Raw genomic sequence first — 22422 nt, 5'->3', positions numbered from 1 at the left:
GGTCGGCCGCTGAGTTCGAAGAACCGGCACCCGGCTGTCCGCCACGACGGGGGACGTGCCCTCGCACAGGCCCTTAGGGCTCCCGAACGGTCGGGGTGGATAGCACCATGGCCGAAGCGAAGGCCGACTGTCAGCGGCATGTTAGATTTCCCCGCTCGTGGCCACTTCCGCTCCCCACTGTGGCCACCTCGATTCCCCGCTGGCGGCCACTTCGTGTACGCAGCGTGAGATCATCCTCGGCGGTGCTCGCCCCACCACGGCAGGAGCGGAGGCAGGTCGCTGAGCCCGCGCGCCGGCCGCTTGGGCATCGACGACTCCCCGTCGTCCCCGTCCCAGCGGCGTGCGTACTGGTCCGGGAGGCTGCCCCAGCCCCAGTAGGGAACCGGGCGGCCGGGTGCCTCGCCGAGTTCGTCGAGGGGGTCGATGCGCTTGTCCGCCACCGTGCACAGGTGGGCCCAGTCGTCGCCCATGTCGAAGACATAGGCGAACTGCTCGCCGGCCTGCAGCCTGCTCAGCTTGGTGGCATGGCCGTCCACGGTGCCGTCCGGGGCCTCGTCGTCCCACCAGTCCAGGGGGCTGACCCGGGTGCCGTCGGACAACGTGAACAGGTGCAGGTGGGCCAGGTCCCAACGGCCGAAGGCGAGATCGATGGCCGTGGCGAACTGGGCGAAGGAGTGCGATCGCGCGGCGGCGAAGATCCGGCCGGGGCGCGGCCACAGGTCCGCACCGTGCCCGGAGACCAACTCCACCCGGATGGACAGCCAGGTACGTGCCACGATCACAACCCCTTCATACGCCAGGTCCGCGAGCCGGCACCGAGGCTACTGAGTGTGACTGCCAGAGGGGGAATCGAGCCGGCCGTGCGTGGGGATTTTCTACCAGCCGCCGACAGCGCCGCTCTGCGTCGGCGCCTGACAGCCCTGCCCTTCGGCTTTGTCATCATGGCACTCGTCATCTCGTCATCATCCGGTCGGCGTTGGTGTCGGGTCTCTCGCTGTTCGCTCAGAAAAGCGCCAGGCCCTCACCGCTGGTGTCCGCGATGACTGGCCGGGACCGGGCTGGGAGGCCGTCCAGGCGGTCGGGTCCGGCCGCGGCGGCCACGGCGGGGGCGGTCTCGGCCAGCCAGGTACGGAACCGCTCGGCGGCTTCGCGGTAGGGGACTTGCGCCAGGACACGGTGCTCGCCGGAGGGGCACAGGTCGACGGCGACAGTGAGCAGGCAGGAACCGGGCGCATGGTGGCTGCCGGTCCAGGACACGCGCAGCGCACCGCAGGGTGTGCGCCCGCGGGAGCCGCTGGGGTCGCGGTGGGTCGGGCGCAGTGATCGGCAGGCTATGTGGGCGGTCCATGCGGCGAGGTGGGGTAGTGGCAGGGTGGTGCGGGTGCGGCAGCCGGGGCAGCGGTGCCAGTGGCGGAGCCAGTCGGCGGTGTGGGTGTGGAAGAGACGTGTGTAGTGGTTGGCCACGCGGATGTCGTTGCTGTAGAGGTGGTCGGGTCGTTCTTGTGTGTTGCAGGAGTGGCAGACGGGGGCGCGGACGTAGCCATGTTCGTGGCAATGGTCGAGTACGGCGGCGGGTGCGGTGCGGCAGATGGCGCACGTCCACCCGGCCACCTTGCGGGAGGTGCCGGGTTTCCTGCTGAGTACCGAGTACAAGTGGCCTTTCAGTTCCTCGTTGTACGGGCGCAGTGGGGCGGTTGGGCAGTCGGGGCTCGTCGTCTGCGGGCCGTCGGCGGCTCGGGCCTGCCGGTGGTGGGAGGGCGGCTCGGTGACGGTTGCGCTTGCCTGGCAGGTCCGCGCGGCTTTCAGCCACCGCGTTTCGGTGTGCTCGGCCACATCCAGCAGCCTGACCACGGCGCGCGGCAGCCACCAGGTCCGCGCCGTCCGGTCGCGGGTGTTCTCCACGAGGATCCGCCGCCAGTCGATCCCCGCCAGATGGTACGGCCGGCCGCCATCACATCGTGCTGCCCGCTCGGGCTCGTCCAGTTCCTGCAGTTCCCGGGCGATGCGCTGGCGCCATCGCAGCGGCGTGTTCTCGTTGTGCTCCTGCTTCGACCCGTCACGGAACGGACCGATGCGGACCAGGTCCTGGCGGTCCATCTCAACCGCGTTCAGTTCCGCTGCCGCCTGGCGCACCCCAGTCTCCGGAACACTCCACTGGCCGCCGCCTACCTTCACCGTCGCCACCACATAGCCGCCGAGCAGGACGTAGCCCGCCTGGGCATTGGCAAGAGAGCAGGTGAACGCCGCAGAAGCCGTCGGCACAGCGCTGCTGGCCGTCAAGCCGGCCCACAAAGCGTCCGCGGCGCCCAGAGTGATCAGGCCGCCCGTGCGGCCCGGGATGACACGCTCTGACATACCGACAGGCTAACGGCCGGTCTCCGCAGCGCCGCCCGCATCGCCTCGGCATTTGTGGCTTCGACGACTGCGCGCGCCCACAGACCCACTCCGGCTTCGGTGGCCGGGACCAGGTTCGAGGCCACCGCCCACCGCCAGGCCGCAACCGGCGCCTTCAGCCGACCCGCTGCTTGGTACCCGTCGTACGCCTCACGCATCACGACCACTCCGATCTCAAGCTCTTTCCCACCTCAGCCTGTGCGTCGCGGCGGCACGAAACGGCGCGTACCGGCGGTCACGGCAGTGTCGCCTGCGTGGGCAGGGCGTCTGTGCGGGCCGGATCCGGGCGGACCGTGGGGCGGGAGCCGGTGAGGTGGTTTCGCGTCCGGTGTCCCTTCCTGCGGACCGGTGCCGGGAGGTGCGGCAGGCCATGGGCGGCTGTCCGCAAGGGTGATGTTTGCCCGGGACAGCGGCGACGGTCCCGTTTGGGTGAGTAGCATCCGGCAGCAACAACCCCCGTATGAAGGAGCGTGCCGCGTGGCCGCCGAGCCGGAAGAGCCCACCACCCAGAGCCTGCAGAGCCAGTACGCGGCCCAGTTCGCCGACCACCTCGCGGACAATCGGGAGGAACAGGCCCGTCTGCGCAAGCGTCTTGAGCAGCTCGAGGCGGACGAAGCCTGGCTGATCAAGGCGCTGGAGACGGTGTCCGCCCCGGCCGAGGCCGGTGCCGGCGCCCAGGCGCCCGAGGGCGAGCCGGCACCGCCGCAGGACAACACGTCCGGGCCCACCGAGCCGGCGGAAGCGGCCGAGTTGGCCGAGCCGTCCGAAGCGACCGATGTTGAGGCTTCCGCGGCTGTGCCGAAGCAGCGGCAGGACAAGCCGGCCGAGGCACCCGCGAAGAAGACCACGGCCAAGAAGACGGCCGCGAAGAAGACGACGGCCAAGAAGGCCACGGCGAAAAAGCCGGGGGCGAAGAAGACAGCAGCGAAGCAGGCGCCTGCGGCGAAGAAGACGACGGCGTCCAAGGCCGGTGAACCGGCCCTGGGTGAGCTGCTGTTGACCGTTCTCGGCAAGCAGGCGGGGCAGCCGCGCACCGCGGGCGAGGTCGCCGGCGACCTGGAGCGGGAGTACCCCGAGCGGGCCCGGGACATCAACACCGTGCGCAACACCCTGGAGCGGCTGGTCGCCAAGAGCCGCGTCGAGCGGATGAAGCAGAAGAACACCGTGCTGTACACCGCCGTGACCGAGTCCGCGCCCGCCGCGGACGACGCAGCCGCAGAAGCGTCCCCGACGACCGAGACGGCCGGCGCCGAGGAGACCGAGAAGGTGCCGGCGCAGGCCTGGTGAGGGTCGTGCCGCCCGTCGTGGCGCGCTGCACCGTCCCGGGCGCTGGCACCCGGCACGCTGTGACCGGCGGAGAGGTCGGATAACCGCGCGCCGACGGGGTAGAACGGACGCCGGGTGCCTTTCGGCTACGGACGGCCCTGCCCACAGACCAGCCGGGACCTCTCGGCGATATCGAAGGACAAGCAGCATGGCCAGCGGCACCGTGAAGTGGTTCAACGCCGAAAAGGGCTTCGGGTTCATCGCCCAGGACGGCGGCGGCCCGGACGTCTTCGCCCACTACTCCAACATCACCGGCAACGGCTACCGGGAGCTGGTCGAGGGTGAGCCGGTCACCTTCGACGTGGCCCAGGGCCAGAAGGGTCCCCAGGCCGAGAACATCGTGCGCGGCTGACGAAGGCAACTGCGCACTGCCCCGCGAGAGTGACTGTGTAGAGTGGCATCACCGACGCGGGGTGGAGCAGCTCGGTAGCTCGCTGGGCTCATAACCCAGAGGTCGCAGGTTCAAATCCTGTCCCCGCTACGAGAACGAGGGGCCCGGCGTCAGCCGGGCCTCTTGCCACGTCCAGCCTGTGCCGCTCGAAAAGTCATTGCCCCAGGTGGGAGTGGTGTGGGTCGGCCGCTGGGAGCATGTCCGCGTGATCGTCTCACCGACGGACACGATGGTCCGGAAGCCGCTCTTTGTCCCGTCGGTGCTGCCGCGCCGCGACACCACCAAGGACGCCGAGCCGCTCGTGCTGCGGCACGAGCACGCCGTGCTGCGCCGGCAGCCGACCGGCCCGATCCGCTACGAGCCGGCCGTGCGCCTGCCGAAAACCTCATCCGCGCAGGTCATGCGGCATATTGGTACGCGTGGAGGATGCCGCCGAGCCGTTCACGTCTCCGTATGCCGAGGCGAGCGATCTGCTCCGGATCGCTGTCCGGGACCGGCAACGGGTGCAGAGGGCGGGCGTTGTCGATGTCCTGATGGAGCCGATGGGAGTTGGAGAAGTCCTCGAGCTCGCGTAGCGCGTGCAGCAGATGCCGCTGGTTCCAGCTCAACATGCGGTCCAGCAGCTCGCGCCGACAGGTCTGCATCCCCCCGTTCCATGATCGAGTTCATGCGCGGCATCCGCACCCCGCTGGGCACCACCTCAATCCCCACCTCAGCGAGGACCGCGTCGAACAGCGAGGGGAGCTTCCCGTCGCGGTCCCGGATCAGGAACCGTGCCCGGCAGCGGGCGTCTTCGAGGTCCATGACGAGATTCTTCGCGGTCTGCGTCACCCAGGAGGCGCTCGGGTGCGCGGTGGCGCCGAGGATCCGGATCCGTCGGCCGGCATGCTCGATCACCGCGAACACGTACAGGCGCGCCCCGGACAGCGTGACCGTCTCCAGGAAGTCGCACGCCGGCAGGGCGTCGGCCTGGGAGCGCAGGAAGTCCGCCCACGTGCGGGAAGCACGTTTTGGTGCCGGGTCGATCCCAGCTTCCTGGAGGATCTCCCAGACGGTGGAGGCGGCCACCTTGATCCCGAGAACGAGGAGTTCGCCGTGGATGCGGCGATACCCCCAACCAGGATTCTCCCGCGCAAGCCGCAACACCAAGAGCCGGATGGAGCGCACGGTCCGCGGCCTTCCCGAGCGCTTCGGCCGGGAAGCGGCAGCGTGGCGGCGTGCGCCCAGATCGCGGTGCCGGCACAACACCGTATCCGGCCGCACCACCAGCCGTATCCGGCGCAGCACCTCCGGCGGCAGCCGGTGCAGCAACGCCGCCAGGAACGCCCGGTCGCCCGGGGCGAACCGCACCCTGTCTTTGCCGAGTTGACGCTGAAGCACCGTGATCTGATGGCGCAGGGCGAGGAGCTCCGCGTCCTTGTCCCGGTCGCTCATCGGTAACAGGCGGACCATGGCGAACGCTTGGGTCCGGTCGGGTAAGCCAGTCGCAGCAGCACGACCGACCATCATGTCGGGACAACCACCAGGTACGCGAGAGCACCCCCTCCAGCGCCCGCGCGCGAGACCCCGCGCACCGTCTCCCACCAGGGTGGATGAGGTTTTCGGCAGGGGCAGCGTCTCGGTCTGCTTGACCAGGCGATGCGCGCCCGGCGGGCTGAGCGGAAATGCTCGGGGGACGTTCTTGGTGTAGGCCGCGTCCATGATCACCTCGGTGTGCTGGAAGGGTTGGCGGCCGGCTTGGGTCGGGTTGCCGACGACGTGGTCGACACCCTCCATCTGCTCGGGGGTCTCCATCCAGCCGACGAGGAGCCGGCCGAAGATGATCGCCCAGCCGTATGCCCCGGCGTACTTGAGTCGGTGGATCTTGTCGCGGAGGGCTCCGGAGTACACGGCTACGGTGTCGACGCGGGAGAAGCCCCTTTGCTCGACCGGCACGGTGCACAGCCTGTTCCCGCACGCCCTGCCGGGCAGGACGGCCTGGGAGCAGACCGGGCAGCGCGGGTCGGCGACGGGCCAGCGGGCGTGTCCGCGCTCGTTCGGTGACTGATGCGCTCATGCTGTACACCGGGTCAGGGCCACTGCACAGGTCTGCACAGCGGTCTTACCGCCGGGCCCGGGCGACGGCAGGGTAGTAGGCGAGCGGTACCCGGCGGAATGTCAGGATGGGGGCATGACGACCAAGGTTTACTTCGATATCACCATCAACGACGAGCCCGCCGGGCGGATCGTCTTCAACCTGTTCGACGACGTGGTTCCCAAGACGGCGGAGAACTTCCGCGCCCTCGCGACCGGCGAGAAGGGCTTCGGCTACGCGGGCTCGTCGTTCCACCGTGTCATCCCCGATTTCATGCTCCAGGGCGGCGACTTCACCCGGGGCAACGGCACCGGAGGCAGGAGCATCTACGGCGAGAAGTTCGCCGACGAGAACCTCACCCTCAAGCACGACCGGCCGGGCCTGCTGTCCATGGCCAACGCGGGCCCGAACAGCAACGGCTCGCAGTTCTTCATCACGACCATCGTGACGGGCTGGCTGGACGGCAAGCACGTGGTGTTCGGCGAGGTCGCCGACACCGAGAGCATGGACCTCGTCAAGAAGATCGAGGCCCTTGGCTCCTCCAGCGGCCGTACCTCCGCGAAGATCACTATCGCCGAGTCCGGCCAGCTCTGACGATTCGCCGCCAGCGCCGCCGAGAGGCGTCCGCCCGACGCGCCCCTCGGCGGGAATCGGCACGCGGCCGTAGCCATAGACGGCTCCCGGACAGTGATGAGTTTGGACGCAGGGAGAGTTGACGGCTCACGTATGGTGGGGAGGAAACGCATCAACGCCCACCCCGGGCTGTGAGCCGGGCGGGCCGAACGGGGGAAGAAAGGTGCGTGCCCGATGACGGTCGGGCTCCTCTCCACGATTGCTGCTGTGTTCTACGGGGGTACGGTCTCGATCCTCGCTCTGACTGCGACCTTTGCTCGGCGCCGCACGCTGCGGCGTGAAGCACGCAGCACCCTTGCCGTCTTGGTGCCGAGGAGGGCGGTGGAGCCGCAGCAGGCAGCCCGCACGGCAGTAGGCCCAGACAGCTGAGCGGCGTTGTCAAGTTGTCCATGACGTGTCTGGCTGATGGGATGTCAGGGTGTGGTGAGCCGGGTGCCGGGGCCGGGTCAGGTCTCGGTGGGCAGGCCGGTGCTACCGGTGATCTGGTTCCAGGTCTCGAAGCGGCGGTGCATCTCGGCGCGGTACTGAGGGGCGGTGAGGCGGTGGCGTCGGGGCCTGAAGTGCGGTGAGATCACGCCGAACACGGACAGGAACCGCCGTGTCCCGGTGGCGGAGCAGAAAGCCCTTCATCGGGCGTTCGCGCTGCCGGGTGGGCTGGCGGGAGTTCTCCGCCCGGTTGTTGAGGTACTTCGACTGCCGGTGTCCGACCAAGGGCATCAGCTCCCGGTGGGCGAGGCCGTAAGTGCGGAGCCTGTAGGTGACCAGCACCCGGAGCACCCGGCATTGCTTCTTCATCGGCTTGGCCAGGAGCCGCTTCGCGGCCGTCGCGTTGCGCCGGGACCGCACCAGGATGTCCAGCACGGTGCCGTCCTGGTCCTGTGCCGCTCGAAAAGTCATCGGCGCAGGTGGGAGTGATGCGGTTCGGCCCTGGGATCATGTCCGCGTGATCGTGTCTCTGCTGTACAGGGTGGCCCGGAGGCTGCTGTCCGTCCCGTCGGTGCTGCTGCGCCGTGACACCGCGAAGGACGCCGAGCTGCTCGTGCTGCGGCATGAGAACGCAGTCCTGCGCCGGCAGATTGCCGGCCCGGTTCGCTACGAGCCGGCCGACTGGTTCTGGTTCGCTGCCCTCTCCGGGCTGATACCCCGGCGACGCTGGCACGAGGTCTTCCCGGTCACCCCAGGCACCTTGCTCGCCTGGCACCGCAGGTTCGTCGCTGTCAGGTGGGATTACACCGCACGCCGACGCACCGGACGCCCGCCCACCCGAGCGGCGATCAAGACGCTCGTTCTGCGGCTGGCCCAGGAGAACCCGCGATGGGGGCACAGGCGGATCCAAGGGGAGTTGGCTCGACTCGGGCATCGGATCGCTGCCTCGACGGTCTGGGAGATCCTCAACGCCGCGGGCACCGGCCCGGCGCCGCGTCGTGCCGGTCCGACTTGGCGCGAATTCCTGGCCGCCCAGGCCGAGGGGATCATCGCGGCGGACTTCTTCCACCACCGGCACCGCGCTCGGCACGAGGCTGTCCGCACTGGTGTTCCTCGAGCACGGCACGAGGCGCCTGCACATCACCGCAGGTCACCGCCCAGCCCACCCGGGAGTGGGCCGTGCAGCAGGCGCGGAATCTCGCCGCCGACCTGGGCATGCGCATGGAGTCTCTGCGGTTCCTGCTGCGTGACCGCGACGGCAAGTACGGTGCGGCGTTCGACGCGGTCTTCGAGGCCGAGGAGCTGGAGGTGATCTTGAGTGCCCCGCGGGTTCCTCGGATGAACGCCCACTGCGAGAGGATCATTGGCAGCATCCGGCGCGAGATGCTCGACCACGTCCTGATCGTGAACGAGGCCCACGCCCGCCAGGTCCTGGCCGCCTACCGGCGGCACTACAACACCCACCGACCTCACCAAGCCCGACAGCAACTACCGCCTGATGCCAAGGAACGGCCCGATGCCACAGTGCACGACCTCAACGCCCGCCGAGTGCTGCGGACCAGGATCCTCGGCGGCGTGACCAGCGAGTACCGCTATATCGCTTGACCGGCGACGATGACTTTTCGAGCGGCACAGGGTCCGTGTAACGGGAAGACAACAAACCCCGCGCGTCGTTCCTGGCCGACACAGCGCTGCGCCAGGATTGAAACGCAGAAGGGCCGACTGCCAGGCCCGACCGGGCAGTTGCCTCATCGTTCGGAAGCAACCCTGGCTCACGCAGTGTGGCCCCAACCCTCAAGGAGATATCACATCGTGCCCACCATCAGGAAAACCGCCCAGCGCCTGTTCGCTGTAGCGTTACTGACCGCAGGCCTCAACCTTGCAACTCCGGCGAATACCGCGCTCGCCATGAATCAGACACCTTGCACTACTGGCGACTTGTTGCACATGTGGGGCCATTACAGTCGTCCGCTCATTGTCGGCCCTTCCGGGCCCTTCGAATTCTGCGCCGCCAACGCGGGAACCATGGGACTCGGAGCTGGCGCCTGGGTGGACAAGATCTCCACTGGGAACAACGACATCCAGATGAACGACGCCAACGGCACTCCCATCAGGATCAGTCGCTGGAACATCGTGACCTACCCCAACCGGCCACCGAACATCACATCTATTCAGATCTTCTGAGGTGCCGGCATGTTCAGCGGCGGCGCGCTCGGCGTCGTCGCCTGGCGCCGGACCAGCGCGGGGCGCACCCCGTACTGGAACGTCGGCGCGCAACTGCGGCCGTCGCGCGGCCGGGGCATCGGCACCGCCGCGCAGCGCCTCCTGGTCGACTACCTATTCGCGCACTCTCCCGTCGTACGGCTCGAAGCGGACACCGAGACTGGCAACGTCGCCGAGCAACGATCCCTGGAGAAGGCCGGGTTCACCCGCGAAGGCGTGATGCGCGCCGTGGGGTTCCGCGACGGGCAGTGGCGGGACGCGGTGCGGTACGCGGTGATACGAGGAGACACCGCGCGGCCGGACACGGCCGAAGGGCCGGAGTCCGGCCGCGCGTGACCGCCTCCGCCCGGTCCTGTCGCCCGGGCGGGTTCTCATCGTGCCTGTGCCGCTTGGAAAGTCATCGCTGCTGGTCAAGCCGCATATCGGTACTCGTTGATCGCTCCGCCGAGGATGCGGGTGCGTAGGAGTTTGCCGGGATGGCCGTGCTGGCGTTCGGCGGCGGGTTCCTCGCTCACGTCGGGCGGGAGTTGGTCCCGGGCCTGGTGAGGCCGGTGCCCGTTGTAGTGATCTTGGTACCGGCCGAGGACGCGACGCGCATGGGCCTCGTTCACGATCAGCACGTGGTCCAGGGCTTCCCGGCGGATCGTGCCGATCACGCGCTCGCAGTGGGCGTTCATTCGCGGCGCCCGGGGCGCGCTGAGCAGCACGTCCACGTCCTCTGACTGGAAGACGGCGTCGAAGGTCTCGGTGTACTTGGTGTCGCGGTCACGCAGCATGAAACGCAGGGACTCCATCCGTGTGCCGAAGTCAGCGGCGAGGTTGCGCGCCTGCTGCACCGCCCACTGGCCGGTCGGGTGGGCGGTAACGCCGGTCAGGTGCAGGCGCCGGGTGCCGTGCTCGAGGAACGCCGGCACATACAGGCGCTTGCCCAGGACGGTGTCGAGGTGGAAGAAGTCCGCGGCAATGATCCCCTCGGCCTGGGCAGTGAGGAACGCGCGCCAGCCGGGGCCGGAGCGGCGTGGGGCCGGGTCGATGCCCGCAGCATTGAGGATCTGCCAGACGGTGGCCGGTGAGATCGGGTGCCCCAGCCGGGCCAGCTCGCCCTGAATCCGGCGATGGCCCCACCTCGGATTCTCCTCGGCCAGGCGCAGGACGAGCTTCTTCAGCGCGGCCGGGGTCGGGGGTCGGCCGGTGCGGCCGCGGCGCTTGGAATAGTCCCACTTCTTCGCGATCAGCCTGCGGTGCCAGGCCAGTACGGTGCCGGGCTGGACCTGGAAGACCTGCGCCCAGCGACGGCGCGGTATCAGCGAGGACAGGGCAGCAAACCAGAACCGGTCGGCCAACTCGTAGCGCACCGGTCCTGCGAGTTGGCGGCGCAGGACCGTGTTCTCGTGCCGCAGCACGAACAGTTCAGCTTCCTTCGTGGTGTCGCGGCGCAGCAGTATGCCGGGGACGGCCAGCAGCTTCCGGGTCACCCTGTACAGCAGCGAGACGATCACCACGACAGCATCCCAGCTGCTACCGACGCTCCAGGACATGGGTACGCACCTGCAGCGATGACTTTCCGAGCGGTACAGGCACCGGCCGTTGCGCCTCCTTGACTGGACGCCGGGCTCCCGATGTCATCAGCTTGGGCAACGTGAACGCCCGGCCGCGCGATGGAAGAAGCCCCCACAGCTCCTTCGCCGAGGACCGGCCAGAAGTCTCACCGCTCGCACCACACCGACAGGACCACCGTACAAAGCGCTCGCCGCCGAGGGCCGGTCCGGCGCGGAAAAGCGATCATGCCCCCTCTGGCCGCCCTGGCCTTCACCGAAGACCGCCGCCGCAGCACCGGCGAATCCCACCAGGCCCTCTGCACACTCCTCGGGGAAAGCGGCCAAGCGCCCCCTATCCCCGCAGCCCGTCACCCTGAGCAGGCGCAGCTGGGGACCGCGGTCTTCCTTGCATGCTGCAAGATCGGCGGCCTCTCCGAGCACTCCCTGGGCATCGTCCACGTCCGACCCGAGGAAGATCAACTGTCGATCCGGGTCGTCAACGAGCCGTACGTCGTCCACTACTGGGCTGAGTTCCTCCTCCCCGCCTGAGCCCATGCCCTCGCGTCGGGCTTTTCCTCGAAACGTGGACGCGTTCATCCAGAACGACGTCAAGGCTCTGAGTTTCCATGCCCTCGTGTCGGGCCTTACCTCGGAACGAAGCATCATCTGGAATGCCCCCAAGGGTAGGACGTTTCCATGCCCTCGTGTCGGGCTTTTCCTCGGAACGTGCAAGGGATACTGCTTCGGTCGTGCGATGTTTCCATGCCCTCATGTCGGGCTTTCTGCTGGAGCGCGAGTTGTGGCACTGAGGTGAGGCGGTCGCGTTTCCATGCCCTCATGTCGGGCTTTACCTCGAAACTTAAAAAAAAACCTAGTGGCTCGGATTGAGCGTTTCCATGCCCTCGTGTCGGGCTTTCCCTCGGAACTCTTCTCTCAGGCTGGCGTTCCTGACCTGCCGTGATGATGCACGTTGCGCAGGATCGGGCGCCAGCGGTTCGAAAGAGGTGTGGCGCGGGTCACTCAGCATCTTCCTCCTGTCGTTGACCTGGGGAAACGCGTCGCGCGGGAATCGGGAGCCGGGGTGGTCGGCGTGGCTGGGCAGTGACGGCGACTTGGGTGTGGCCGCAGCCGTGGGTGGTCTGGGCGCCGATGCCGGCGGTGTGGGCGTAGAGGCTGAGGGCGGTGAAGGTGGCGAAGACGGCGGGGGGTGGGGTGCCGGTGAGAGTGAAGGTGCAGTGGCCCGTGTAGCCGGTGCGGAGGGCGGTGGTGGTCAGGTGGACGGGTTGGGTGGCGATGTCGTGGGAGCTGAGGGCGAGGTGGGTGCGCATCTCGCGTAGGGCGGTGTCGGGAATGTTCAGGTGCTGGGGGGCGTGGGTGTTCCAGCGGCGGGCGAGGCTGCCGTAGAGGAGGTGGGGGTCGGGGAGGGGGTATTGGGTGCCGTTGCGGGAGAAGTAGGTGGGGGTGACGGCGTGGAGTTCGGCGTGGGTGGCGGGGCCTGCGGCGAGGAGGGCTTCGTAGGGAGCGTGTTCGGCTGTGGCTTCGGTGAGGACGAAGTGCTGGGTGCCGAGGCGGAGTTCCCGGCCTTCCTTGAAGACGTCCTGCAGGTGGTGTGTGTCGTCGAGCCAGCCGATGCGCAGGACGGCGGTCTGCGGTTCGGGGGCCGCGAAGAGCGGGGAGACCGACCAGGGTTTGTCCGCCGTGTGGTGGTTGTGCCCTGGTTCCTCCAGGAGGGTGGAGGCCAGGCCGTGGAGTTGGGCGGGGGTGACCTGGCGGCGTACGGGGTGTGCGGCGCGGAGGGTGAGGTGCCAGAGCGTGGGCATCGGGGGTTATGAGTCCTGGTCCTGCGGGGAGCGGGGTCGGGGAAGGGCGTTGACGGTGGTCTTCAGGTCCTCCATCGCCTCCGCGTTGTGCCGGGAGGTCGTGGTGCGGCGGATCGTGTGGAACCAGGTGGGGACGGTCGGATCGTTGTTGCGGAGTTCGAAGATCTTGTCCTGGACGCTTCGGCAGTCTTCTCGGCCAGCTGGGCGGCCGGTCACGTGGTTCCGGATGAGTGTCTGGATGGTGTGTTCCAGCTCGTTCTTGTTCTTCTGTGCGGCGCGGTGTGCCTGGGGCAGTTCGGCCAGGTCCAGGAGTGCGGGGACCAGGGGGGCGAACAGTTGGAGGGCGAAGTCGGCGAGCGAGAGGTCCATCAGGTAGCCCTCCAGGAGCGCCAGGGCGATCAGGGCGACGAGCAGACCGGTGAGGAAGCGCGCGTAGCCCTGGTGGTTTTTGCGTCCCCAGAGGAGGTTCTGGGCCTGGCAGGCGAGGGCGTCGACCGGCCAGGGGACGGCGGGGACGTTCTCGTACCACTTGTAGTCGCGGTCGACGCGGGGGCGTGGGGCGGCGTCGTCGATCTCCTGCTGGACCGCTTGCCGGTCTCCGACCAGGACCGTGTCCCAGGGAAGGTCGAAGAGCTGGGTGTCGTACAGCTCCTGGTAGGCGGTCGCCTTCGCACGCTGGGTCTTTTCCCGGCCCTTGAGATAGATGCGCGCGACGATGAGCCAGAGTGCGGCAACGACGGCGAGGGGCACGCTCGCGCCGGGGAGGATGAGGGTGAACACGGGGGCCAGGACGGCGAGTCCGATCGTCCCGATGGTCCGGTTCAGGCGGATGGCGTCGGCCTGGTTGTGGGCGATGCGGGCTGCCGCGCGCAGTTCGACAAGGTCCTCCTCGTCCTGTCGCCGGGGAATGGGCGAGGGGGTGGGAGACGGTTCGGCGGCGGCCGTCATCGGCGGGTGCCCTTTCGGTACGGGGGCTGCTGCGTGGGGCGGCCCCTGTCGCTCTTCTTGTCGGGGTGGAGGGGGAGCAGGGGGCTGTTCCACAGGGGGAGGCTGCGTCCCCGGCCGGGCCTGATCTTCCGGTCTTCCTCCTGTTCGTTGGAGACGAACCAGGCGTAGGACTTTCCCTCGGGGTCGGGGGGAACGGGTGTGCCGGCATCGTGATGGTCCTCGTCGTACACCCGCGGGTAGTGCACGGCTGCTTCCTCGTTCCCCTGGGCGACTTCATGGAATGCCGTGAGGTGTTCGCCGGTGCCGGTCTGTGCCACGGCGTCCTCGAAGGCGCGGATGGCGCGTTCCAGCGTCTCGTCCTGGCCGGTTGGAGCGGCGTCGGCGGCGGGGTCGAGGTCGCGGTAGGTCTCGCTCCATCGGGCGCCGTCACGCAGGTCGGTGGCGTCGGGTCCGGCGAGTTCCAGGCGGACGCTGCCGAAACCGAGGGGCTTGCCGTAGCCGAGGCGGTGGTGGCCCTCGGGGAGGCGGAGGAGCCAGAGGAGGGCGCCGAGTTCGGTGTCGGTGAGGTTGGTGACGCCGATGGTGAAGGTGAAGGCGGAGCCGGGCGGGATCCAGCCGCGGACGCTGCGGTTCTGGTTGTCGCGCTGCGGTTTGCCGTCCTTGTCGGGGCGACGGTATTCCTGGAAGCGGCCGGTCGGGTCCGGTTTCTGGGTGTTGTCCTTGAGGGGGTCGTCCCAGTAGGTGTCCGGAAGGCCGCGGTGATGCCAGTACGCCTTGCGTCCGCGCAGCGTCTGGCCGGGGGTGTACCAGCGGGCGCGTTCCAGGCCCTCCTGCAGCTCGGCGGGTCCGTCCTTCTCGTGGGTGCCGAGGTAGAAGCGGCCCTGCTGGGGGTTGGGCCGGCCGAGGATCGGCAGGGGAAGGCCGGGGTTTCCGAAGTCCTCGGGTGTCACCTCGCCTTCGGGGGTGACCGGGCCGATGCGCAGCTGTCCTCGGTGGGCTCCGGGGCCGGCGGGGGCGACCCAGCCGAAGACGCGGTCGGCCGGGGAGAGGGTGTCCCGTGCGGGGGCGGGGCGCAGGGTGGGGTGGAGGAGCTGTTCGGGGCCGGCGGCGAAGAGGTCGCGGGCGATCTGTACCGGGTAGAGGCCCTTGATCCTCGTCCCGTTCTCCACCCAGGCGTAGCACAGGGCGTTCGGTCCCAGTTCGAGGTAGGAGTCGTCGTACTGGTGGGGGCTCCAGGCCGTGTCGCCGATCTTCGGGCCGAGGTAGTCGTGCGGCGCTGCCTTGTCGCCTTGCTTGTTGCGTCGCTCGTGGATGTCGGTGTGCCGGTGGGCGGCACGGTAGTCGGCGATGACCTGGTGCCATTGGTCGGCGAGTTCGGGTCTGAGGGGGTGAGGGCGGGGGGCCTCGCGGTCGGCAAAGAAGACGCGTTCGTCGTGTTTGTTGTTGATGTTCTGGTTGGTGATGCACACCCAGCCGCGGATCGTCTTCGTCTCGCCGGTGGGCTTGTGCCGAGCCGTTTCTGGCTGGGGGCAGGACGAGGGCGGCAACTGTGGGAGCGGGGTGCCGGCGCGGGTGATCGTGCGGACCTGCCAGAAGTCGAAGGTGTGGCTTCCGCCTCCGGTGTAATGCTCCACGCGTTCGACCAGGGCGGTGACCTCGTCTCCGTGGGACGGTGCTGTTCCGTCGGGGTAGGAGACGGCCTGTGTGAGGTAGCGGGGCAGCCAGGCCGCGTGGAGCGGCCCCCTGGCGGGTTTTGCCCCGCTGCCGGGGGGTGTGTCGCCCGGCAGGAGGATCACGTGGGTGCCGTCGTCGGAGATCCGGGCGGGCACCATCTTCTGGCTCGCGCTGGCCGGCATGCGGTGGCCGAGGCGGTCGCGGTGACCGGTGAAGACTCCCATGCGGGAGTTGGTGACGGCCTCGTAGGCGGCGCGGAGCATGCCTTTGACCGAGGTGGCGGGGAGGTGGACGGTACCGGAGCGCAGCAGGACGGGGTGGCTGAAGTGGTCGTTCGTTCCCGGGACCGGTTCGGCGCGGGAGGGGTCGAGCAGGAGCAGCGGGGTGACGGTGGTGAGGCGTACCCGCAGGGTGCCCGTCCAGTGTCCGGGGCGGAGGCGGTCGTGGCCCGTCGGTGTGCGGTCGCCCAGGTGGGGATCGGCCGTGTTGCGGGGGGTGGCGGGGAGGAAGGTGTAGGGGTTGATGAACTGGCGCTTGGCGACCTTCTTCGGTGGGGGCGGTGCCGGGGGTGCACCGTACGGGCGCAGGTCGCGGATATTGCTCTTGTGCCAGAGGAATTCCACGCGCATGCCGTCGAGTTGAGCGGGCTCGCGATCGCGGAGCTCGTCGGCCAGGTCGTGGGGGAGTCTCACCCGGCGGCGACGGCCCTTCTCCTCCTCGACGGCCACGGTCAGCCTGCCCGTGTCGGCGTTCCAGGTCAGGGTTCCGGTGCGGTTCTGTCCCTCAGACATGGGTGTCCTCCTGCGGATCCGCCGGCACGGTTTCGATGCGCAGGAGGCGTTCCTCGCTGACGTGGGAGTTGCCGTGGCGTGGGTCGGTGGAGATGTATTCGCGGGCGACGAGACGCAGCCGGAGTTCGGGGCCGGGCCGGGGGTGGGGGACGGTGAGGGTGCCGATTCGGGGGGTGTGCAGCACGGTCCACTCCTCGTCGCCGCCTGCGGGGCGGCCCCACAGCAGGTAGTGGGCCGTGAGGGCGGCTGTGGCCGACAGAGGGGTGACGGGTTCGGGGAAGGTGGCAGGGAGAAGGGTCTCGTCCTCGGTGAGGAGGACCGCGCGTCCACGATCGCCGGTGTCGCACAGCCAGCGCAGTTCCCGTTCGCCGTCGAAGACGCGCGCCTCGAAGACGGCGGACAGGTCGTACGGGTCGGCCTCCCGGGTCCGGCAGTGGCCGTCGGTGACGCGGGCGACGGTGTGTGCGTGTGGGGCGGAGAGCAGGGCGATTCCCGTGGGGAAGGCGGTGGCGGCGAGGGCCTCGGGCAGGGTGACGCCCTGTGCGGCGCGGGCGTGGAGCGTGGTCATCACAGCGTCCCGTCGAGGTAGGCGCGCCATGCGCGGGTGAGCTCCTTGGCGCGGGGGCCGGTGAGGAAGTCGGCGAGTTCCACGGGGCCGGGTTCGGTGGGGAACGTGAGGGTGATGCGGTGGACGGTGATGTCGCCGAGTCCGCGGTTGGTGGCGTAGCCGAGCGGGATACGGCCGGCTTCCAGGTCGCGCAGCAGGAGCAGGAGCAGGGCCTGGGCGGCGTCCTCGCGCTCGGCGTCGCGTAGGGTGAGGCGGCCGAGGTCGACGGTGAGGGTGAGGGGCTGCCAGGTCAGGCCGTGGGGTTCCAGGACACTGTAGAGGCGTCCGTCGGCGGCACCTCCGGCCCAGCGGTCGACGGCCACGTGGTCGGCGCGTTCCAGCCCGTACGGCCGCAGGGCCGTCAGGTGTTCGGCGGAGCCGTCCTCGCCGGGTGGGTCGTAGACCCGCTGCCAGTCGGCGGCGGGAACGGTCTGCTCGGTGGTGCAGTCGTCGACGGTCAGCGCGCCGATGCCGCCCGGTCCGGTGGCGGGTGCAGTACCGAACAGCAGGCGGATCGCGGGGAGTTGGTCGAGCTGCCGACGGAAGGCTGCTGTCTGGTCGGGGATGCCGCCTTCCGGTCCGGCGGTGGGGGCGTCCAGGGCGCGGGCGGTGCGTTCGATCCGTTCGGCGTGGGAGCGCAGGGCTCCCTTGAGGGCGGAGCCCGGCAGGGCGAGCGCGACCCGGTCGGGTGTGGTGGCCGTGGCGAGGGGGACGGCGTCCACGGTGAACCCGTCGATGCCAGAGCGCACCATGACGGGGGCGGACGGGCTCCAGTCGACACGGATGTGCAGCAGCCCGTCGGCCGGTGCTTCCTCCCTCGCCCAGTCGCCGCGGGGCCAAAGGGTGCCGCCTCCCGGCGCGGTCAGGGCCCGGAGGAGACCGTCCGGGGTGGAGTGGTCCTGTTCGTGGACGTCGGTGTGGTCCTCGACCAGGGTCAGCCGACCCAGGCCACGGGTCCTGGCGGCCCCGATGCGCAGCTGTCCGTCGCGCAGGAGCGCCAGGAGGCGCCGAACGACCGCCCGGTCGTCGGCCAGTTGCGTCGTGGTGGACCCGAGGTCCAGCTCCAGTCTCAGGAAGGTTCCCTGGGGGACGACGGTGCGGCTGTGGAGGATGCCGGGGGCTGCGATGCCGGTGTGGCGGTCGATGCCCACAGAGTGGCGCTTTTCCAGGCGGCCGGTCGGCAGGGGCGCGGCGGCCTGTGCGTCGTCGGTGAGGTCGGTGGTGGTGGCGAGGAGACCGTCGTGGACGACGAAGCGGCTGACCGTTCCTTCCTGGGTGCCGGTTTCGGCGTAGCCCCACAGGCTGTTGGCCCGCTCGCCGCCAGGTCCGCCATCCGGTCCGGACACGGGGTGGAGGAGGGTCCGCAGGGCGCCGGCGAGGCTCGTCCCGGGGACGTAGGGGCGGCCCTGTCCGTCGACGGCGACCGTGAGAGCGCCGTTTGGGTCGCCTCCGGCGCCGCCCACGCGGAGCGGGGCGAGGGCCTGGAGCCAGCCGCGTACCCGCAGCCGGTGGGTCGTGGGCCGGGTCACGCGGGCCCCTCCTTGTCCTCGGCGGCACGGCGGTGGGCGGTGAGGCAGTCCTCCACCAGGGTGCGGACGGCCTCGCCCCACAGCCGTTCGCGCAGTGCGGCCCTCCGCTTCCTGTGCGCCGTCTGGCCCGTGTGCGCGGTCAGCTCCCCTTCGGGAAGGGCGAGAAGGTCCCAGACGCGGTCGGGCGTGGTCAGGAGCTTTTCGACCGCTTCGGTCACGGCGGTCGGCCAGGGCTTCCTGCGTTCGATTCCGCGCATCCGCTTCAGCCGTGCGAGCCAGTGCCCCACCCGTACGCCGCCGGGTTCGTCGAGGTCGGTGACGAGGGTGAGCAACGCGCCGAGCTGGGTGGCGGGTACGGACGCGTGGCCTGCGCCCAGGACTGCCGTGCGGCTCCTCGGGTCGGCGGCCAGGGTCTCGCAGTGGCGGCGGATCGCAGCGCGCCAGGCGCCCTCCTCGACAACCGCCAGGACCGTGTCGTCCTCGGCCGTGAGCGCGATGTCCGGGGAGGCCGAGGCCGTGCCGGACGCCAGGTCCACGCCCGAGGCGTCCTCGGATGCCAAGCCTGTATCCGGGGAGGTTCCGTGATCCACGGTCTCCAGTTCCGGTGTGTGCAGGAGGGGGTCGTCGATACGGAGCTGGCCGAAGCCCTCTGCTCGACGCAGTCCGATGCCGGAGAGCTCGACCCGGCGTACGGCCTCGGCGGTGACGGTGCCGGCCGTCACGGTGAAGGTCAGGCAGCTTCCGGCCCGCAGCCCGAGCAGGCTGGCACGCGGCAGTCCCCAGCGGCTGTGCCAGGGGTCGGACCGCTGTGGTTCGGTCGCCCGCTCATCCGGTACGGGGCGCAGCTCGGCCCCCAGCGTTCGCCCGAGCACTGCGGCGAGGTCCGCCGGGTCGGTGCTGGGGCGCAGCCTGCTGTCGGGGACCAGGACCGGGGAGAGCAGCCACACCCGCAGCCGACCCTCCGGAGCGGGTCGGGTCGCGGGTGCCGGGGGCACGATGGTGCGGTGGGCGGTCACGTCCGTGAGGCCGTAGCCGTCCTTGCGGGCGCGTCCAAGCCGCCACTCCCCCTCCAGGCGGCGTTCCCAGCCCTGCGGCAGCAGTCCGCGCGGCACACGGACCTCGGCGCGCAGCACGGCGCCGGCGGCGATCGCCTCGTACACGTACAGGCCGCCGACCTCTTCGGTGGGGCGCTGGTGCTCGTCCAGGATCGTGTTGTGAGTGTGCTCGCTGCGAGGGCAGCCGGCGACCGCCAGCGCGGCCCCGGGCGTGTACGGGGCGGCCCACTGTTCTTCGTAAGGGAGGCCGCCGGAGGCTTCCGGGTCGAGGAGGCGGTTGGTGGCACGGGTGCGGTCCGCTTTGGTGTGGGTGAGGACCAGGGGCACCGGCAGTCCGCGCTGTCCGGCCACTTCCACGGTGGCGTCCGTGACGATCAAGTCTCCGTCGCGGGCCGCCCGGGCAGTGCGCGGGCCGCCGAGCCGACGCAGTACCTCGGGCAGCAGGGTGCCGCCGGGGACCTGGCCGGAGCTGCGTACGGTGTTGCCCACGGTCCGTGCGTGAGCGATCAGCGGGCGGCGCAGGACGAACCGCAGGCCGGCCACCTCCCACTCGGTGACGGCCTCGGCGGCACCCTGCTGCCCGAGGGGCGCAGGAGCGGGCGACGCAGCGGGGCCGGACGGCGACGGCGGGTCGGGTTCGCCGAGCAGGTCCAGGTCGACGTCGACTCCGGTGAAGTCGATCCGACAGCGGCCCGCGCCGCGCCGCCGCTTGCCGCCCAGGCCCTCCACCAGCCGGGCGCCGGCCGCCAGCAGGGCGGCGGCGCAGCCACGCCGGTGTGCGTCCAGATCCTCGAAGCCGGTGAGCTCGGCTCGGCCCACAAGGCGCACGCCGCCACGCGCCATCTCCTCGAAACGCAGCATCCCCTCCCTCACGTGCCCGGTGTGCGGGTCGAGAGCCACGCCGGGCTTGAGGAAGACCGCCGCCGCGCGCAGCCCGTGCCGTACCGGCCCACGGAGGGCGGCAACGACGGCGGGTGAATAGTGCAGGCTGTCGACCTGCAAGGCCGCCGACCGCGGGGCGCCGTCCCCGGACGGAGGGAGCACTCCTCGTGCCTCCAACGCCGGTTGGCTGCCGAAGAGATATTCCACCCAGGCGTGCCACGGTCCCGGTGTACCGCCATCCAGCGCGTGGGCTGCGGCCTCACAGCCGTCGCGCCAGACACCGGCGAGAGTCTTGGCCGGGATGTACGGCAGGCCGTCGGCGTCGCGCTGCACGCTCCGGTCCACCAGTCCGTGGCGTCCGGCCCCGGTCCCGACGTGCCAGTCACCGAGCATGGTCACGGTAACGGTCAGCCCGGTCATCTACTCACTCCGGATGCCTCGGACACCCCAGACGCTTCGTACGCTTCGGCGGGAAGGAACTGCTCAGCGTCCGTCGCGTCCAGCAGCCCTGTCGTCCAGGGGTCCTCCTCCGAAGGACGCCAGAACAGGCTGCCCCGGCCACTCAGAAGGCCGTCGACTCCCCGCCGGCCGTAGCGGGCACGCAGATTGCCCAGGCGGCCGTCCGCCACCTCGCGCCCCTGGAAGAGCGCCTCCCGCAGGTCATGGAGCTGGGACCCCGGTAGCAACCGCTCCCCTTCCTCGTTCCGGGCCGCCACCGCGCCCACCCGGCGCAGCAGATCGCGCCAGTGCCGGCCCTCCACCCACGCCTGCTCTGGCCCAAGGTCGCTGACCACGTACGGCTGAGCGGTCAGACGCACCTCCTCGGGACCGGGAACGGTCTGTCGCAGACGGATACGGGCCAGGTCGGCGCTCGAACTGTCGTACAGCACATGGAAGGAGAGCGCCGAGCACGATACCCCAGGCACCCGCTCCTTGACCTGCTTGGCCTCCTTGGTCATCAGGTCGTAGGCGAGAGTGTGGGCGACGGCGAACGGGAAGTGCGCCTTGACGATCGCCACCCCCGCGCAGGCCGACAGCCCCGGCCCCTTCCTTCTACGTGCCAGCGCGTCGGCGATCTGCGGGGAACGGGCCGTGTAGCGTTCGAACGCACGGAGATACGCGGCGGTGAACGGCAGCGCCCACGCGCCTTCGCAGATCGCCACCAGGTCGTCGCCCCCCAGGATCAGCGGCAGCACCGGTACCGGCCCCTCGGCCTCCTGCCCTAGGCCCGCCCCTTGCCCGCGCAGGCCGTTCACCGCCTCCGTGAACGCCGCCCGTGCGGCGTCCTGCACGGCCGCGGAGAACGAACGGAGAGTGTCGGCATAGCAGCGGTTGCCGGGATCGGTGACGCAGGCGTCCAGACAGCCGAAAACATCCCCGAGGCCGTTGCCGTCCGCGTAGACGACACCCACCCACTCCGCCTTCTCCGCCAGATGCCGTACGACACTCTTGAGCGCCTGCGGCTCGATACCCGCCAACGCCGCGAGCCGGCCCAGCCCATCACCCTCGTCCACCTTGCCGTACGCCCGCAACTTGGCGAGGCTCTCCGCCGAACGCGGCTCCCGCTCACCAGGATGCAGACGACTGAGAGAGGCGGCGGGCAGTCCGGTGGAGGCACACTCGTCGACCATCGGCAGCCGCAGGAACCGGGCGTCCGGACCCGGCAGAGAAGTACGGACCGGCTCCAGCTCACTCTGGGCCTCACGCAACGCCTCGTGCAGCGCACCGGGCACGTCCCAGTCGAAAGGCTCCCCGACTACCCCGGTCACCTCCAGCCCCGGGGCCTGCCGCAGCGCCGCCAGCGTCACATCGGCCACCAGAACACGCGCCTGCTCCGCACTCCGCACCAGGATCTTGGCGGTGCCGGCGCCGGTCTCCAGCACCTCGACCGGGTGCGTCTCGATCCGCCACTCCTTGGTGAAACCCGGGTGAAGACGCTCCAACGCCTCACCCACCCACCGCCGGTCGAGATACGTGATCAACTCGGAGGCGCCCGCGATCTCCCGGCGCTTGTTAGTCACGGAGAGAAAACGTGTGATGTTCCACGCCTCCAGCACCACCAAGTGCACGGACGCGACCTCGACCATGTGAACTGCTCCCCCGTTGCCCAC

The 22422-nt window shown here is 69.9% G+C and carries 16 protein-coding genes, 1 tRNA gene and 3 pseudogenes; 8 read left to right on the top strand and 12 right to left on the bottom strand.

Translation table 11 applies throughout. From position 1 onward, the window contains the following. Positions 1-230: 230 nt before the first annotated feature. Both OHB56_RS00360 and OHB56_RS00355 read right to left on the bottom strand, forming a co-directional pair. Positions 231-776, bottom strand: a complete 546-nt coding sequence (locus tag OHB56_RS00360; RefSeq protein ID WP_055593228.1) for an IS1096 element passenger TnpR family protein — start codon at positions 774-776, stop codon at positions 231-233. A 226-nt stretch (positions 777-1002) separates the two neighbouring features. Then, positions 1003-2355 carry an endonuclease domain-containing protein gene (locus OHB56_RS00355; RefSeq protein ID WP_406350964.1) on the bottom strand — a complete coding sequence of 451 codons (1353 nt, stop codon included), beginning with the start codon at positions 2353-2355 and terminating at the stop codon, positions 1003-1005. Positions 2356-2871: 516 nt separating this feature from the next. Here OHB56_RS00355 and OHB56_RS00350 point away from each other — a divergent pair. From OHB56_RS00350 to OHB56_RS00340, 3 genes are all read left to right on the top strand, one after another. Continuing rightward, positions 2872-3681, top strand: a complete 810-nt coding sequence (locus OHB56_RS00350) for a BlaI/MecI/CopY family transcriptional regulator (RefSeq protein ID WP_406350962.1) — start codon at positions 2872-2874, stop codon at positions 3679-3681. Between the two features lie 187 nt (positions 3682-3868). Beyond that, on the top strand, positions 3869-4072 hold the full coding sequence (locus OHB56_RS00345) for a cold-shock protein (protein WP_055628868.1): 204 nt from the start codon (positions 3869-3871) through the stop codon (positions 4070-4072). A gap of 55 nt (positions 4073-4127) precedes the next feature. Then, positions 4128-4201: transfer RNA gene (locus OHB56_RS00340), tRNA-Met, on the top strand. A 308-nt stretch (positions 4202-4509) separates the two neighbouring features. On the opposite strand, the pseudogene OHB56_RS00335 reads toward OHB56_RS00340, so the two are convergent. Next, positions 4510-5607: pseudogene (locus OHB56_RS00335) on the bottom strand (integrase). A 674-nt stretch (positions 5608-6281) separates the two neighbouring features. On the opposite strand from OHB56_RS00335, the gene OHB56_RS00330 reads away from it, so the two are divergent. Next, positions 6282-6779, top strand: coding sequence for a peptidylprolyl isomerase (locus OHB56_RS00330; protein ID WP_055593223.1), 498 nt, complete (start codon positions 6282-6284; stop codon positions 6777-6779). A 485-nt stretch (positions 6780-7264) separates the two neighbouring features. Here OHB56_RS00330 and OHB56_RS00325 read toward each other — a convergent pair. Continuing rightward, positions 7265-7700, bottom strand: a pseudogene (locus OHB56_RS00325) (DDE-type integrase/transposase/recombinase); the annotation flags it as partial. A gap of 61 nt (positions 7701-7761) precedes the next feature. On the opposite strand from OHB56_RS00325, the pseudogene OHB56_RS00320 reads away from it, so the two are divergent. The 3 genes and pseudogenes from OHB56_RS00320 (at position 7762) to OHB56_RS00310 (ending at position 9803) form a co-directional block, all read left to right on the top strand. Next, positions 7762-8849: pseudogene (locus tag OHB56_RS00320) on the top strand (integrase core domain-containing protein). A gap of 207 nt (positions 8850-9056) precedes the next feature. Beyond that, positions 9057-9428: a beta/gamma crystallin domain-containing protein gene (locus OHB56_RS00315; RefSeq protein WP_406350960.1), complete on the top strand. Its 372-nt coding sequence runs from the start codon at positions 9057-9059 to the stop codon at positions 9426-9428. A 9-nt stretch (positions 9429-9437) separates the two neighbouring features. Next, positions 9438-9803, top strand: coding sequence for a GNAT family N-acetyltransferase (locus OHB56_RS00310; RefSeq protein ID WP_055598170.1), 366 nt, complete (start codon positions 9438-9440; stop codon positions 9801-9803). 74 nt (positions 9804-9877) lie between these two features. Here the strand turns inward: OHB56_RS00310 and OHB56_RS00305 are convergent, their stop codons facing one another. Beyond that, entirely contained in the window at positions 9878-11005 is a 1128-nt protein-coding gene (locus tag OHB56_RS00305) for an integrase core domain-containing protein (protein ID WP_406350957.1), read from the bottom strand. Between the two features lie 246 nt (positions 11006-11251). Here OHB56_RS00305 and OHB56_RS00300 point away from each other — a divergent pair, with 246 nt between their 5' ends. Beyond that, on the top strand, positions 11252-11554 hold the full coding sequence (locus OHB56_RS00300) for a hypothetical protein (RefSeq protein WP_406350956.1): 303 nt from the start codon (positions 11252-11254) through the stop codon (positions 11552-11554). Positions 11555-12021: 467 nt separating this feature from the next. On the opposite strand, the gene cas6 is transcribed toward OHB56_RS00300, so the two are convergent. Genes cas6 through OHB56_RS00265 form a run of 7 tightly spaced genes read right to left on the bottom strand, consistent with a single transcriptional unit; the run spans position 12022 to position 22398 of the window. Beyond that, a complete protein-coding gene (gene cas6 / locus OHB56_RS00295; RefSeq protein WP_406350954.1) occupies positions 12022-12825 on the bottom strand; it encodes a CRISPR system precrRNA processing endoribonuclease RAMP protein Cas6 in 804 nt (267 codons plus the stop codon). A gap of 6 nt (positions 12826-12831) precedes the next feature. Then, positions 12832-13773, bottom strand: coding sequence for an S-4TM family putative pore-forming effector (locus OHB56_RS00290; protein ID WP_406350952.1), 942 nt, complete (start codon positions 13771-13773; stop codon positions 12832-12834). Next, entirely contained in the window at positions 13770-16238 is a 2469-nt protein-coding gene (locus OHB56_RS00285) for a TIGR03986 family CRISPR-associated RAMP protein (RefSeq protein WP_406350950.1), read from the bottom strand. The genes OHB56_RS00290 and OHB56_RS00285 overlap by 4 nt, the downstream gene beginning before the upstream one ends. Further along, positions 16231-16806, bottom strand: coding sequence for a CRISPR-associated protein Csx19 (csx19, locus tag OHB56_RS00280; RefSeq protein WP_406350948.1), 576 nt, complete (start codon positions 16804-16806; stop codon positions 16231-16233). The genes OHB56_RS00285 and csx19 overlap by 8 nt, the downstream gene beginning before the upstream one ends. Then, positions 16806-18374: an RAMP superfamily CRISPR-associated protein gene (locus OHB56_RS00275; RefSeq protein ID WP_406350946.1), complete on the bottom strand. Its 1569-nt coding sequence runs from the start codon at positions 18372-18374 to the stop codon at positions 16806-16808. Before OHB56_RS00275 ends, csx19 begins: the two co-directional genes overlap by 1 nt. Next, positions 18371-20731 (bottom strand): RAMP superfamily CRISPR-associated protein, encoded by a 2361-nt coding sequence (locus OHB56_RS00270; RefSeq protein ID WP_406350944.1) that lies wholly within the window; start codon positions 20729-20731, stop codon positions 18371-18373. The genes OHB56_RS00275 and OHB56_RS00270 overlap by 4 nt, the downstream gene beginning before the upstream one ends. Continuing rightward, on the bottom strand, positions 20728-22398 hold the full coding sequence (locus tag OHB56_RS00265; RefSeq protein WP_406350943.1) for a Cas10/Cmr2 second palm domain-containing protein: 1671 nt from the start codon (positions 22396-22398) through the stop codon (positions 20728-20730). The genes OHB56_RS00270 and OHB56_RS00265 overlap by 4 nt, the downstream gene beginning before the upstream one ends. Positions 22399-22422: the final 24 nt, after the last annotated feature.

It is taken from the genome of Streptomyces sp. NBC_01635, from assembly GCF_045209715.1.
GTDB classification, from domain to species: Bacteria; Actinomycetota; Actinomycetes; order Streptomycetales; family Streptomycetaceae; genus Streptomyces; species Streptomyces hirsutus.
Note: the sequence above shows the minus strand (reverse complement) of the source record. Positions and strands in the feature narration are given on the sequence as shown.

Coding starts and splice junctions, on each gene's coding strand:
- OHB56_RS00285 (WP_406350950.1), bottom strand. CDS start 16,238: ATGTCTGAGGGACAGAACCGCACCGGAACCCTGACCTGGAACGCCGAC.
- OHB56_RS00305 (WP_406350957.1), bottom strand. CDS start 11,005: ATGTCCTGGAGCGTCGGTAGCAGCTGGGATGCTGTCGTGGTGATCGTC.
- csx19 (WP_406350948.1), bottom strand. CDS start 16,806: ATGACCACGCTCCACGCCCGCGCCGCACAGGGCGTCACCCTGCCCGAG.
- OHB56_RS00265 (WP_406350943.1), bottom strand. CDS start 22,398: ATGGTCGAGGTCGCGTCCGTGCACTTGGTGGTGCTGGAGGCGTGGAAC.
- OHB56_RS00355 (WP_406350964.1), bottom strand. CDS start 2,355: ATGTCAGAGCGTGTCATCCCGGGCCGCACGGGCGGCCTGATCACTCTG.
- OHB56_RS00290 (WP_406350952.1), bottom strand. CDS start 13,773: ATGACGGCCGCCGCCGAACCGTCTCCCACCCCCTCGCCCATTCCCCGG.
- OHB56_RS00330 (WP_055593223.1), top strand. CDS start 6,282: ATGACGACCAAGGTTTACTTCGATATCACCATCAACGACGAGCCCGCC.
- cas6 (WP_406350954.1), bottom strand. CDS start 12,825: ATGCCCACGCTCTGGCACCTCACCCTCCGCGCCGCACACCCCGTACGC.
- OHB56_RS00300 (WP_406350956.1), top strand. CDS start 11,252: ATGCCCCCTCTGGCCGCCCTGGCCTTCACCGAAGACCGCCGCCGCAGC.
- OHB56_RS00345 (WP_055628868.1), top strand. CDS start 3,869: ATGGCCAGCGGCACCGTGAAGTGGTTCAACGCCGAAAAGGGCTTCGGG.
- OHB56_RS00310 (WP_055598170.1), top strand. CDS start 9,438: ATGTTCAGCGGCGGCGCGCTCGGCGTCGTCGCCTGGCGCCGGACCAGC.
- OHB56_RS00270 (WP_406350944.1), bottom strand. CDS start 20,731: ATGACCGGGCTGACCGTTACCGTGACCATGCTCGGTGACTGGCACGTC.